At 40.3% G+C, this 13,528-nt stretch carries 12 protein-coding genes and 1 pseudogene; 10 read left to right on the forward strand and 3 right to left on the reverse strand.

Going from position 1 to position 13,528, the window contains the following annotated elements:
* Positions 1–61: 61 nt before the first annotated feature.
* The 3 genes from AC6IZ0_RS14530 to AC6IZ0_RS14540 all read left to right on the forward strand — a co-directional run bounded on the left by AC6IZ0_RS14530 (position 62) and on the right by AC6IZ0_RS14540 (position 2,758).
* On the forward strand, positions 62–862 hold the full coding sequence (locus tag AC6IZ0_RS14530; protein ID WP_497723568.1) for an Rpn family recombination-promoting nuclease/putative transposase: 801 nt from the start codon (positions 62–64) through the stop codon (positions 860–862).
* A 108-nt stretch (positions 863–970) separates the two neighbouring features.
* On the forward strand, positions 971–1,819 hold the full coding sequence (locus tag AC6IZ0_RS14535) for an Rpn family recombination-promoting nuclease/putative transposase (RefSeq protein WP_497723570.1): 849 nt from the start codon (positions 971–973) through the stop codon (positions 1,817–1,819).
* A 108-nt stretch (positions 1,820–1,927) separates the two neighbouring features.
* Positions 1,928–2,758, forward strand: coding sequence for an Rpn family recombination-promoting nuclease/putative transposase (locus AC6IZ0_RS14540; RefSeq protein ID WP_497723571.1), 831 nt, complete (start codon positions 1,928–1,930; stop codon positions 2,756–2,758).
* Positions 2,759–2,957: 199 nt separating this feature from the next.
* Here AC6IZ0_RS14540 and AC6IZ0_RS14545 read toward each other — a convergent pair whose 3' ends face one another.
* Entirely contained in the window at positions 2,958–3,890 is a 933-nt protein-coding gene (locus tag AC6IZ0_RS14545) for a GUN4 domain-containing protein (RefSeq protein ID WP_497723572.1), read from the reverse strand.
* Between the two features lie 314 nt (positions 3,891–4,204).
* On the opposite strand from AC6IZ0_RS14545, the gene AC6IZ0_RS14550 reads away from it, so the two are divergent.
* The 7 genes and pseudogenes from AC6IZ0_RS14550 (at position 4,205) to AC6IZ0_RS14580 (ending at position 11,937) form a co-directional block, all read left to right on the forward strand.
* Positions 4,205–5,545, forward strand: a complete 1,341-nt coding sequence (locus AC6IZ0_RS14550) for a mechanosensitive ion channel family protein (protein ID WP_497723573.1) — start codon at positions 4,205–4,207, stop codon at positions 5,543–5,545.
* Positions 5,546–5,616: 71 nt separating this feature from the next.
* On the forward strand, positions 5,617–6,519 hold the full coding sequence (locus tag AC6IZ0_RS14555; protein ID WP_497723575.1) for a YihY/virulence factor BrkB family protein: 903 nt from the start codon (positions 5,617–5,619) through the stop codon (positions 6,517–6,519).
* A gap of 94 nt (positions 6,520–6,613) precedes the next feature.
* Positions 6,614–7,651 carry an AI-2E family transporter gene (locus AC6IZ0_RS14560; protein WP_497723577.1) on the forward strand — a complete coding sequence of 346 codons (1,038 nt, stop codon included), beginning with the start codon at positions 6,614–6,616 and terminating at the stop codon, positions 7,649–7,651.
* A 227-nt stretch (positions 7,652–7,878) separates the two neighbouring features.
* The gene (fni, locus tag AC6IZ0_RS14565) at positions 7,879–8,934 is read left to right on the forward strand and encodes a type 2 isopentenyl-diphosphate Delta-isomerase (protein ID WP_497723579.1); all 1,056 of its coding nucleotides are present in this window, start codon (positions 7,879–7,881) and stop codon (positions 8,932–8,934) included.
* A 9-nt stretch (positions 8,935–8,943) separates the two neighbouring features.
* Positions 8,944–10,779: a signal peptide peptidase SppA gene (gene sppA, locus AC6IZ0_RS14570; RefSeq protein ID WP_497723581.1), complete on the forward strand. Its 1,836-nt coding sequence runs from the start codon at positions 8,944–8,946 to the stop codon at positions 10,777–10,779.
* Positions 10,780–10,787: 8 nt separating this feature from the next.
* Positions 10,788–11,238: pseudogene (gene dtd / locus AC6IZ0_RS14575) on the forward strand (D-aminoacyl-tRNA deacylase).
* A gap of 480 nt (positions 11,239–11,718) precedes the next feature.
* On the forward strand, positions 11,719–11,937 hold the full coding sequence (locus tag AC6IZ0_RS14580; RefSeq protein ID WP_200988220.1) for a DUF4327 family protein: 219 nt from the start codon (positions 11,719–11,721) through the stop codon (positions 11,935–11,937).
* Between the two features lie 42 nt (positions 11,938–11,979).
* Here AC6IZ0_RS14580 and AC6IZ0_RS14585 read toward each other — a convergent pair whose 3' ends face one another.
* Positions 11,980–13,221 carry a protein kinase domain-containing protein gene (locus AC6IZ0_RS14585; RefSeq protein ID WP_497723583.1) on the reverse strand — a complete coding sequence of 414 codons (1,242 nt, stop codon included), beginning with the start codon at positions 13,219–13,221 and terminating at the stop codon, positions 11,980–11,982.
* 78 nt (positions 13,222–13,299) lie between these two features.
* On the reverse strand, positions 13,300–13,494 hold the full coding sequence (locus AC6IZ0_RS14590; RefSeq protein ID WP_497726068.1) for a hypothetical protein: 195 nt from the start codon (positions 13,492–13,494) through the stop codon (positions 13,300–13,302).
* Between the last annotated feature and the right edge of the window lie 34 nt (positions 13,495–13,528).

Below are 13,528 nucleotides of genomic sequence, written 5' to 3' on the forward strand. Positions count from 1 at the left end.
TAATAATGCTATATTAATTATTTCAGCAGTCAAAAATACTTAGTATCCCTCAAAAATATTAGTGAAACGTGACTCGATTTATTACCAAATTTTCAAGCGCAGTCCGGGGTTAATTTTTGAACTAATTAATCAGTCTCCGCAACAAGCAGATAAATATCGATTTGAGTCAGTGGAGGTGAAAGAAACAACATTTCGCATTGATGGGGTGTTTTTACCGCCAGAAGGCGCAAAACCAAGGATAATATTTTTCGCCGAGGTGCAATTTCAGAAAGATGAAGGTCTTTACCATCGTTTTTTTACCGAGTCACTGATGTATTTGAACCGGAATCAGTCTGAATATGACGACTGGTATGGTGTAGTGATCTTCCCCTCACGTAGTTTAGAACCAAGGGATACTAGAACCCATCGGACTTTATTAAATAGTGACCAGGTACAGCGAATTTATCTAGATGAGTTAGGATCTCCCAATACCCTGTCAATAGGTATTAATTTAATGCAGTTGGCGATCGCCTCAGAGGAGAGAATGGCCACACAAGCAAAACAATTACTAGAGAGGGTAGAATTAGAGATAAGCCAGACACTAGCGAAAACTGAAATCATAGATATTATTACCACAATTGCTGTTTACAAGTTTTCTGCATTGAGTAGAGAGGAAGTGGAAGCGATGCTAGGACTGACATTAGAACAAACCAGAGTTTATCAAGAAGCTAAAGCAGAAGGTCGCGAACAAAGGGAAGCTGAAATACTCAAAGTTACAGTTCCCCTACTATTAAAGACAGGTATGAGTGTAGAACAGATTGCCCAAGAACTCAATGTTAAAGTAGAAGCTGTCCGCCTTGCTGTAGAGGATCAGACAGTGTGATTGAGATTAACTGATGTCTGTCTTGATATTGATTAATATACTTAGCATAATAATGCTATATTAATTATTTCAGCAGTCAAAAATACTTAGTATCCCTCAAAAATATTAGTGAAACGTGACTCGATTTATTACCAAATTTTCAAGCGCAGTCCGGGGTTAATTTTTGAACTAATTAATCAGTCTCCGCAACAAGCAGATAAATATCGATTTGAGTCAGTGGAGGTGAAAGAAACAACATTTCGCATTGATGGGGTGTTTTTACCGCCAGAAGGCGCAAAACCAAGGATAATATTTTTCGCCGAGGTGCAATTTCAGAAAGATGAAGGTCTTTACCATCGTTTTTTTACCGAGTCACTGATGTATTTGAACCGGAATCAGTCTGAATATGACGACTGGTATGGTGTAGTGATCTTCCCCTCACGTAGTTTAGAACCAAGGGATACTAGAACCCATCGGACTTTATTAAATAGTGACCAGGTACAGCGAATTTATCTAGATGAGTTAGGATCTCCCAATACCCTGTCAATAGGTATTAATTTAATGCAGTTGGCGATCGCCTCAGAGGAGAGAATGGCCACACAAGCAAAACAATTACTAGAGAGGGTAGAATTAGAGATAAGCCAGACACTAGCGAAAACTGAAATCATAGATATTATTACCACAATTGCTGTTTACAAGTTTTCTGCATTGAGTAGAGAGGAAGTGGAAGCGATGCTAGGACTGACATTAGAACAAACCAGAGTTTATCAAGAAGCTAAAGCAGAGGGTCGCCAAGAAGGTCGCGAAGAGGGTCGCGAAGAAGGTCGCGAAGAAGGTCGCGAACAAAGGGAAGCTGAAATACTCAAAGTTACAGTTCCCCTACTATTAAAGACAGGTATGAGTGTAGAACAGATTGCCCAAGAACTCAATGTTAAAGTAGAAGCTGTCCGCCTTGCTGTACAGGATCAGACAGTGTGATTGAGATTAACTGATGTCTGTCTTGATATTGATTAATATACTTAGCATAATAATGCTATATTAATTATTTCAGCAGTCAAAAATACTTAGTATCCCTCAAAAATATTAGTGAAACGTGACTCGATTTATTACCAAATTTTCAAGCGCAGTCCGGGGTTAATTTTTGAACTAATTAATCAGTCTCCGCAACAAGCAGATAAATATCGATTTGAGTCAGTGGAGGTGAAAGAAACAACATTTCGCATTGATGGGGTGTTTTTACCGCCAGAAGGCGCAAAACCAAGGATAATATTTTTCGCCGAGGTGCAATTTCAGAAAGATGAAGGTCTTTACCATCGTTTTTTTACCGAGTCACTGATGTATTTGAACCGGAATCAGTCTGAATATGACGACTGGTATGGTGTAGTGATCTTCCCCTCACGTAGTTTAGAACCAAGGGATACTAGAACCCATCGGACTTTATTAAATAGTGACCAGGTACAGCGAATTTATCTAGATGAGTTAGGATCTCCCAATACCCTGTCAATAGGTATTAATTTAATGCAGTTGGCGATCGCCTCAGAGGAGAGAATGGCCACACAAGCAAAACAATTACTAGAGAGGGTAGAATTAGAGATAAGCCAGACACTAGCGAAAACTGAAATCATAGATATTATTACCACAATTGCTGTTTACAAGTTTTCTGCATTGAGTAGAGAGGAAGTGGAAGCGATGCTAGGACTGACATTAGAACAAACCAGAGTTTATCAAGAAGCTAAAGCAGAGGGTCGCGAAGAAGGTCGCGAAGAGGGTCGCGAACAAAGGGAAGCTGAAATACTCAAAGTTACAGTTCCCCTACTATTAAAAACAGGTATGAGTGTAGAACAGATTGCCCAAGAACTCAATGTTAAAGTAGAAGCTGTCCGCCTTGCTGTAGAGGATAATACCAGTAAGACATAAACCCCCCATATTTGACTTTCCCAAACCTCAGCAATAAGAATTCTTCCCATCTAAAAAGGGCGCGTATTATAGGAGATTTAATTTCATACTTCAAGAGATATGGAAGAATGAAAAAAATCAATATTTGCTGTTGGGCGATCGCTCTGGGTATTCTCTTTTCCTTCGCGTCTGTGCGACTTTGCTGGAAACCAATTGATATTTAAATCTTACAAGTCTCCATACGGTCAAAAAGAACACCTCTCGTCAATCCCCAACGAAAGCCTCCTGGTGACCTATCAGATGGAAGATGTCCTCGTGGCGCTATTTTATCAAAAGTAAGCTCACTATAACTTTTCCATTTTTCTTCTTTCCTCCATGCTATTTTGTCTCCAAAAGCTTCTGTAATGATTGCGTTGAACTTTCTTGTTCCCCCCAAACTTTGATAAATTTGCTTTTGCACAGAAAAACCAAACCTTCCCCTGCTGTATTTTACCCACAATTTATCAATAGTCTTCAGGTCTTTACAGAGTAAATTATCAACACTTTGAGCATCTAATACACCCTCTTTTTGCCGCTTTGCTACCACTAACATAACTCTCACTGTTTCGTCATTTGCTTCTTTTAACCTTCCCGCAGCGAGTAAATCTTGTAGTTTCCTATAGTCCATACCGACAGATGATATTAGTTCAGGTTCTGCTATGGGTTGAGTTTCTTGTATTGCAATCGGTTCTGGTGCAGGTTCTGCTATGGGTTGAGTTTCTTGTATTGCAATCGGTTCTGGTGTTGGGGTGGGACTATTTCTAAATATACGTTCCCCGATTAAAACTATCAGAAACCCTCCCAAAACTAAACCCGCAATTTGTAACCGACCCCGCGGGGGAGATGGTTTGATTATTTGTGTGGGGATGGGTACTTGTGGATTTTCTACAGCTACCGTTGGAGGTATTTTGACCAAATTTAAATCTTGTAAAACTTCCTCAGCAGACTGATAACGAAATTGTGCATCTTTATGTAATAACTTATCTAGAATTTGCCCTAATTCTAGAGTTACTGCTTGCTTGACATAGTTACGCCATTGTTTCACCCATCCATAACCATCCTCCCGCCATAATTCCCAAGGATGAATCCCTGTTAACAACTGAGGGGTTATCACATTCGGGATTAAGACAACATATCTGGGTCATAGTTAGGTATTGTTAGATACGTTTATTATTCTGTACCTCACAGTATAGAACCAGTAGTAAGTTAATTTCATACTTGAGAGAGATAAAAATCACTATTGAATGTCAGGCGATCGCTCTGGCTATTGTCAGAAAAATCAGATATATTTGACAAATACACCAGTGTCACATTTTTTATCATCTCAAAAACATAAGTAACTTAAAATCATTGATTGTGGGGGGAGTACCCCAGAATCTGAGGTGAATAAGGGTAAATTTATTTACTGGCAATATTAGTTGATTAAAGATGATGGTGAGTTTGTTTCCCAAAGGTAATAGCAGATCTGGCTCCCGTCAGTTCCTAGTTGTGATCTTCTTTTTGGGTGTGATTTTACCTACACAAAGGGGGCTAGCACAGGAAATCTCCCCTACACCTGTGATATCCCAGCCATCTCAACCCGAACAAACCCCTACAACTGGGCTGTTTTTCGCCGATATAGTCGTTAGGGGAAAACCCGTGTTTCAAGTGGGTAGCTTAGGAGAACTCAGCGCTACTCAACGCGCGGAGATTATCAACCGCCGCATTGCTAGTATTTTAGTACGCAGCCAAACTGATAGCCAAGTTTCCCTAGTACCAGATCCCCAACGTGGTATTGCTACATTACAGCTGAATAACCGGGTTGTCATGACTGTAACTCGACAGGATGCTGAAGATTTTAACTTAGATGTGGAAACATTAGGGCAATGGTGGGCAAAGCAGTTAAATCAGGCTTTTGAGCAACCCCCACTAGTAATTGATGTTGGACAAAGACTATTCTCTACTCTGAGGAAGTTTCAGCAAGAGACTATCGACAATTTACCCTCTTTTCTAGGAATGCTATTAGTAGTCATTACTACCGGGTTAATAGCAGCTAGTATGCGCCACGTCACCCTTACCGGGGCGCAACATTGGGAGGTAGACCGCAATTCTAAAATCTTGGTTAGTCGTTTGGTCTATGGCTTAGTTTGGGTCATAGGCGCAATTGTCGCTTTAGGAGTTTTAGGATTAGACTTCGCCACCTTACTAGGAACTTTAGGATTAACCAGTGTAGCTATAGGTTTTAGTCTCAAGGATATATTGAGTAATTATTTTTCCGGTATTGTATTGCTGGTATCTCGTCCCTTTCGTTTAGGAGATCAGATAGTTATTCGCGACTTTGAAGGGACTGTTACCCAAATTCAACTACGAGCTACAACTGTAAAAACTTATGACGGGCGTGTGGTTTACATTCCCAATCAAGAAGTCTTTAGTGCCATTATTATTAATAATACTGCCTCAAATATTCGCCGTAATTCTATTACCTTTGGTATAGACTATAAAGCAGATATTACTAAGGCTAAACAAGTTATTAATGATGCTGTTTTGTCAGTTCCTGAAATTGAAAAAGAACCCAAGCCAGATATTTTAGTCCGTCAATTAGCTCCTAGTACAGTCAATATCGAGGTGCGTTGCTGGGTCAATTCTCGGCGGTTACCATTTTTAGAAGCTACTTCTTTAATGGCTCAAGCAATTAAAGAAGCCTTAGAAGAGGCTGAAATTAATATGCCTACAGATATTTACACGTTAAAATTTAATGATATTTTAACTATTTCCCAGCAAAAACCATAGAAACCAATTACCATTACCTGCAAGGTTCTGTATATTCCTATTGATTCCACTTGATTTAACATTGATTGATTATGGTAACTTTGAGGAAAATTCGCCGATTACTGCGAGAAATTGCCGCTGAGTGGCAAGCTAACGAAGTCTCTCTGTTAGCTTCATCACTAGCATATTATGCAGTATTTTCTCTAGCACCACTTTTAGGACTAGTGATTATGATTGTCGGTGCAATTTTTGGGGAAGCTGTGGTTCAAGAAGAGGTAGTTAATCGATTGAGAGAACTTTTTGGTCAGCAGGGCGCAGAATTAATCTCTACTGCTATTGCTAATCTGAAAGTGGATTATAGACAACTAACTTTTACCGTCTTTTTTAATCTCGTTTTTTTACTCTTTGGAGCTACCGGCGTATTTACACAAATTCAAACAGCACTAGATAGAATTTGGGAAGTTAAGCCAGCACCAAGACGTAAGATTTTTCACCTGTTGCGCAAACGGTTATTATGTTTTTTAATGGTCCTAGTAATTGCCTTGCTTTTAATATTATTTTTTATAGCCAATGCAATTTTGACAAGTTTAGTCACATTTTTTAATCAATTATTTCCCGGTTTGGGTTATATATCCCAATTCCTTAGTTTATTGATTACTTTTGGAGGTACTACATTAATATTTACAATGATGTATAGTATACTCCCAGATGCCGACATTGCCTGGCGTGATACTATTGTTGGTGCTTTAATCACTGCACTGCTGTTTTTAGTAGGACAGTATTTATTTGGACTGTTTCTTGGTCGCACTGATTTTGGTTCTGCTTATGGGGTGGCTGGTTCTTTTGTAATTGTGATTACTTGGATTTTTTATGCTGCTCACATTTTGTTTTTAGGGGCGGAATTTACCAAGGTTTACGCCAAACAGCGAGGATCTGCCATTGTTCCTTCTGAATATGCTGTGAAAATATCACCACAACAACACGATAACCGGTGATTTAACCCGCAAACTCTTCTCTATAGGTAGATGTGATTATCTACAATTATTTAACACAATTATCAAAATTATTATATAAGAATAATTTGTAAATATGAATGATTTTAGTATCCGAATGTTTTGGCAAAACCTCAGTAATAGCAAGTTGATTCGCTATCTATTATTATTGGTTCTTGGTTGGGCAATTGTGCAGGTTTTAGCTTATTTTTCTACGGTGATTGTCATTTTTATCTTCGCTGGAATTTTAGCATTTTTGCTGAATTATCCTGTGAAGTGGTCTGAGCGGTTTCTACCACATGGTATCGCAGTTATTGTGGTTTTTTTACTCAGTCTATTTATTTTGGGTGGTTTGATAGCAACTCTGGGTTTTTCTGTCTTATCTCAATTTCAAGAATTACTTGAACAAGCACCTCAATTCATTGAGTATGCTATTTCTCTATTAGATACCTTACAAAATATCCTCATTAGATTTAATTTTCAGGTGAATTTTGAAGTAATAGAACAGGAGTTACGCAATCAGATTTTATCAGGTATTGGTACAGGGTGGGCAACTTTTCAATGGCTATTAACTAACTTAGTTGATTTAATTTTGGTTGTAGTTGTTGCTTTTTTTATGTTGTTAGATGGTGAAAGGGTTTGGAATTTTATCATTAAAATATTCCCGCAAAATATTGGTCATCACCTGACTACTGCTATCCAGCAAAATTTCTTAGGATTTTTTTGGGGGCGTTTGTTGCTATCTTTATTTTTCGGTGTTTCCGCATTTTTAGTATTTATTTTCCTCCAACTACCTTATGCCCTATTTTTAGCGGCGATCGCCGGAGTGTTTGATTTAATTCCGGGAATTGGCGCTACAATTGGTATTACCCTAGTTGCTCTGATTATTTTACCTCAAGGCATTTGGTTGAGTCTGCAAGTATTAATCGCCTGTGTTGTCCTACAGCAAATAGAAGAAAATTTACTTATGCCGCGCATTATGCAAGGCTCAATCAATATGAATCCAGTTTTCATGTTCTTTGCTCTTTTAGTAGGAGCCACAGTAGCAGGTTTAGTAGGGATTTTTCTGTCAATTCCTATCGCTGGAGTATTAATTAGTATGTTTAATATTGAAGAAATGCAGGGAGGAAGTTAATGAAGTTTTATTAAGTTTGTTAGTCTTAATGTATTCTACTTGATATGTAAAACCTATCAGTAGATATTTAATGGCAGAATCCTGTATGATCAAAACGAAAAACATATACAGCACATTTGATCTGAGTAGGTACAAAAACAGGCAAGATGCCCACCCCACAAAAGTTTTATCATTAAATCTGTACTTGACATCCTGCAATGTGCTGTAAATAATATAACATAATATTAATGAATTCTCCTAACCAAAACCCAGAATACACCCAGTCACGTAAAGCAGATCATATCCGCATCTGTTTAGAAGAAGATGTTCAATTCCACCACGTAACCAGTGGACTAGAAAGTTATAAATTTCATCACTGCTGCTTACCAGAAATCAACCGCGATGATATTGATATCAGTACAACCTTCCTGGGTAAGCGCCTAGGAGCACCTCTGTTAATCTCCTCTATGACTGGAGGAACACAACAAGCTGCAATGATTAACCAACGTCTGGCAAAAGTAGCGCAGCAGTATAAAATTGCTATGGGTGTTGGTTCCCAGCGGGTAGCGGTGGAAAAACCCCAAGTGGTCGATACCTTCGCCATCCGCAAGTACGCGCCCGATGTGTTGTTATTTGCTAACTTGGGGGCGGTACAACTGAATTATCACTATGGTTTAGATGAATGTCTTCGGATTATTGATATATTGGAAGCTGATGCCCTAATTTTACACATTAATCCACTGCAAGAGTGTATTCAGCCCAATGGTGATACTAATTTTCGGGGGTTACTTGACAAAATCCGCTTTATATGCAGTAACATAGCTGTGCCAGTGATTGCTAAGGAAGTGGGCAATGGCATTTCTGCGGTCATGGCCGAGAAACTCTTAGGGGCTGGAGTGGCGGCTATTGATGTGGCTGGTGCTGGCGGTACTTCTTGGGCGAAGGTGGAAAGTGAGCGGGCGGAAAATGCTTTGCAAAAGCGTTTAGGTAGGACATTTGCTGACTGGGGTTTACCCACAGCAGAGTGTATTACCAGTATCCGCGCCATTTCTTCAGATGTGCCGTTAATTGCTTCCGGGGGGTTACGTGATGGGCTAGATGTGGCGAAGGCGATCGCTCTAGGAGCAGATATAGCCGGTTTGGCTATGCCTTTCCTGCAAGCGGCGGTGGTATCGGAAGCGGCATTGTATGATTTAGTTCAAGTGTTAATTGCGGAAATAAATACAGTACTATTTTGTACTGGCAACTCTACATTAAATGACTTATATAAATCAGGAAGTTTACGTAAAAAAAATATCAACTAAATAACTCAAATGCGTAATTTTTTCAAACAAACCTTTGCCAGTTTACTGGGTACTGTCTTGGGGCTGATGATTTTTTTCGGTCTCAGCACAACAGGAATATTACTACTGCTATTTGCAGTTACCTCCTCTAGGGATACTACTCCAGAAGTTAAAGATAACTCCGTTGTGGTTTTCGACCTATCCATGAATATCACTGATAGCTCCCCGAGTTCGGGCGAATTGCTACAACAAGCATTATCGGGTGCAGAAGTACAAAGAATGAGCCTGCGTAGTGTTCTGGATACCCTGGAAAAAGCCAGGCTGGATCCCCGCATAGTCGGTATTTATTTAGATGCAAGTCGTACCAGCATCATTAATCCAACAGGCTTTGCTACCCTGCGGGAAATCCGTCAGTCCCTGGAGAAGTTCCGCCAATCTGGGAAAAAGATCGTCACCTATGGTGTGGGTTTGAGTGAAAAGGAATATTACCTAACTTCAGTGGCGGATGAAATCATACTTAATCCTCTGGGATTCATGCCAGTCAAGGGTTTGAGCAGTGAACCATTATTTCTATCCGGGGCTTTAGAAAGGTTTGGGATCGGTGTTCAGGTAGTGCGGGAGGGGAAATTTAAAGGAGCAATCGAACCATTGATTCTCAAGCAATTGAGTCCAGAAAACCGCGCACAAATCCAAAAATTATTGGATGATGTTTGGCAAGATTGGCGGACTACAGTCGGTTCTAGTCGCCAAATTACTCCTCAACAGTTGCAAGCGATCGCAGATACTCAGGTGTTACTCACAGCTAGTGAAGCTAAAGCTAATGGTTTAATAGATCAGGTCGCATACCTGGATGAGGTGGTCGCCAACCTGAAGAAAATCACATCCAGCAATGAAACAGATAGCACATTCCGACAAATTAACCTCAGAAACTACGCTCAAGTTTCCGGCAAAAATCTAGGTGTAGAACGCAACTCACCCAACAAAATTGCTGTGGTTTATGCAGAAGGCGAAATTGTCGATGGTAAAGGCGAAGATGGACAAATAGGAGGCGATCGCTTTGCCAGAATTTTGAATCAAATACGTCAAGATAATGATGTCAAAGCCGTGGTGTTGCGAATTAATAGTCCTGGAGGGAGCGCCATAGCATCCGAGGTCATGCACAGGGAAGTACAATTGACCCGCCAGGTAAAACCTGTTGTAGTCTCCATGGGTAATGTGGCCGCCTCCGGTGGTTACTGGATTGCTAGCGATTCCAGCCGGATTTTTGCCGAATCAAATACAATTACAGGCTCTATAGGCGTGTTTGGCGTGCTGTTGAATGGGCAAAAACTGGCTAATAATAATGGGATAACCTGGGACACAGTGAAAACTGCAAGTTATGCCGATATTCAAACAGCGACGCGCCCCAAGTCACCCCAGGAGTTAGAAATTTTTCAGCGCAGTGTTAACAGGATTTATAATCTATTCCTGGATAAAGTCGTTCAAGGTCGGAATTTACCAGCCGCAAAAGTTGCAGAAATTGCCCAGGGAAGAGTTTGGTCAGGAATAGCAGCCCAAGAAATCGGCTTAGTAGATGAAATAGGTGGTTTAAATGCTGCTATTGAATATGCCGCCCAGGAAGCTAAACTAGATAACAATTGGCAATTACAAGAATATCCTAAAGCAAGTACCTTGGAAGAACGCTTTCTTGGCAGAGCAGTTGAAGAAATCAGCACTATTTTACACATGGTGGGAGTATCAGTTCAGCCATCTCATCCCCTGATAGCGGAATTACAAAAACTTGAACAGGAATTGGTGATTCTCCAAAAAATGAATGACCCTCAGGGAATTTACGCTCGTTTACCCTTTAATTTTCAGCTTGAATAGGTTTTTCTATGCGTGTTGTCCTCCAGAGAGTTAAATCATCCCAAGTCACCGTTAACGGTAAAATCATTGGCAAAATTGGACTGGGACTCAATTTACTAGTGGGAATTGCTCACAGGGATACCGAAGCTGAACTCGACTGGATGGTGCGTAAGTGTTTAGAATTACGAGTATTTCCTAGTACAGAAGATGGCAAGAAATGGCAGAAATCTGTGCAAGAGATTGGCGGTGAGTTGCTGGTAGTCAGTCAATTTACTCTTTATGGTGACTGTCGTCAAGGTCGCCGCCCCTCTTTTGACCAATCGGCTCATCCCCAACTAGCTCAAGAATTATATGACCGCTTTGTCAGCAAATTACAGGGTAGTGGTCTCAAAGTGGCTACCGGTGAATTTGGTGCCATCATGGAAGTGACTATCGAAAATGACGGCTGTTACCCTGTTGCTGGAGAAAGAACCTTTGTAGCCCCTCAGTCGGGAAAAATTAAATTTATATAAAGATTTGTAAGAAGTTTGTTAATTCCCAGATGTTTGCGATAGGTTATATAAGGGTCAATTGTAAGTAATAAATTTTTTCCCGCCTCAAGAGGCGAAAATTATCAAAAGCCCCCAATTTAGCTCATATTTGAATAGACACACAAACTGTGGTGACTATAAAACTAAAAAAGTTAACAGATTCCATTAATCTTTCTATGTTATTTATCGGGTGCATAGGTTGTTCGTATGGCATCTAAGATGAAGTAACGGCAGAATTTTCAGTTATTTAGTGGTGATTACCGTATAAAACCGAATTTTCTGGCTGACTAGTAGGGTTTATTATGGTATAGTAAAGAAGTTAAGACTAGCTTTACCAACTACAATACTCCACGCATCGATGACAATTGCAAAACGGAAAGCAGTTTTGATTAAGTATTTATCAAACAAAATCACAAATTGAATCGAGGCTATGACTCAGCAAGTGATTCACCCAATGGTGAAATTGCAACGTAAAGTGCAATCACTCATCGAATCTAATATTATCAAACCAACTGATAGCATTTGGAAAATTGCATTGCTCTACGGCGATGACTGGCAGCACTGGAAACGGGAACTGCAAGACTTTGGCTTTAGTATGCAAGATCCAATTGGCGAACTGCTAGCAGTGGAAGCTTGGGACGAGGAATAGATGCTAGATCCGGGGAGTATTTCTCTGACTGCTCCCCACTCCCTAAACTTGGCAAGCAGCTAATGCTTCAGCCAGTTCTCTAGCACTTTGGTATCGGTCCCGTGGTATGTACTGCGTGACCCGTTCAATAATTTCTCTGAGTTGAGGACTAATTGTGGGAATTTTTTCCACATCAAATTGCGAACCTTGTCCTCGGTAACGATAAAACTTAAAAGGATTTTCGCCGGTGAGGAGAAAAATTAAAGTAGGACCAATGGCATACAAGTCAGATTGAGTTAAGGGTTGTCCTCGCTCTTGTTCCGGGGCGCAGTAACCCTCAGCACCAATCCGGGTTCCTTGTCTGGTCCCAATCTCCTTGACAGCACCAAAATCTAACACCACGACATGATTATTGGAACTTCGCACCATCAGGTTAGCAGGTTTGATATCACGATGTATTAGTGGTGGATTTTGGCTATGGAGATAATCTAAGATGTTGCAGGTTTGAATCATCCAGACAATCGCCTGATTCGGTGATACCGGACCTCTCCCATACACTCTTTTTTCTAAATCTTCGCCATGAACTAACTCCATGGCCAAGTACTTTTTACCCCCAACCACAAAAAAGTCGTAATATTTGGGAATTCCTGAATGATCCAGGCATTTGAGAGTATGCGCCTCCCGTTCAAATAATTCTTGGGCTTTGGCAATTTTAGCCATGTCGGCGTTCATTTCCTTTAAAACCAACAATTGTGGTTTTCCTAAAGTCAGACCCCCTGCATCCCAAGCTAGATAAGTAGTACCCATACCTCCCTGTCCCAGAGTTCGCAAAACCTGATATTGACGAATTTTCTGCTTGACTGAAATAGGTTGACCGCAATGAACACAAAAGAGATTACCAGGCGAATTACCTTCGTGGTTGCAAGTCGAGGCTAAAGCCTCAGCTTCACCACCCGCAACATATCCGAGCAAAGTACCTGAAACTTGCTGACATTGGAATTGTAATATTGGACCCCCTTGTGCCAGTTGTAATACGGAATTATCCGCCAAAGGGCACTGACGTACAAGGATACCATCCACAAAAGTGCCATTAGTACCTTGACTAATTACCTGCCAAGAAGAGAGATGATTATTTTGGGATAACTTAACCTCTCTGAGTTCTAAATGGTGCCGCGAAACCAGAATATCAGATAAAACCACATCATTATCCCCCGCTCTTCCAATGCGAATTACCGAGGGATTTTCAAAATACCACTGCTGAAGTGGCGTTTTCTGTTGGGGTTCTAACAAAGTCAGAATAACCACAATACAACAACCTGCATCAATTTAAACAATTAGCCAACAATTAGCCACTGGGAATTAATCTAGCATTCCTAAATACTTTTAACCGCTCATATTTAGACGCACTTTCGCCCGGATAAGTATGACTGTAATATTGTCATGACCATTGTATTGGTTTGCTAAATCAATTAATTCTGTGACTCCTTGTTCTAGATTAGAGTCAGAATGCAACAGGGAAATTAAGTTATTCTGCCCATAAATTTCTAGGACATCATTATCTGACAGACCATCAGACACCAGCAGCAACAGGCTATCTTCAGTAATCGTGAAA

It is taken from the genome of Anabaenopsis sp. NIES-4685, assembly GCF_059725405.1.

Bases quoted from the DNA above. Each gene is read 5' to 3' on its own strand.
- sppA (WP_497723581.1), top strand. From the start codon at position 8,944: ATGCGTAATTTTTTCAAACAAACCTTTGCCAGTTTACTGGGTACTGTC.
- fni (WP_497723579.1), top strand. From the start codon at position 7,879: ATGAATTCTCCTAACCAAAACCCAGAATACACCCAGTCACGTAAAGCA.
- AC6IZ0_RS14555 (WP_497723575.1), top strand. From the start codon at position 5,617: ATGGTAACTTTGAGGAAAATTCGCCGATTACTGCGAGAAATTGCCGCT.
- AC6IZ0_RS14580 (WP_200988220.1), top strand. From the start codon at position 11,719: ATGACTCAGCAAGTGATTCACCCAATGGTGAAATTGCAACGTAAAGTG.
- AC6IZ0_RS14550 (WP_497723573.1), top strand. From the start codon at position 4,205: ATGATGGTGAGTTTGTTTCCCAAAGGTAATAGCAGATCTGGCTCCCGT.
- AC6IZ0_RS14560 (WP_497723577.1), top strand. From the start codon at position 6,614: ATGAATGATTTTAGTATCCGAATGTTTTGGCAAAACCTCAGTAATAGC.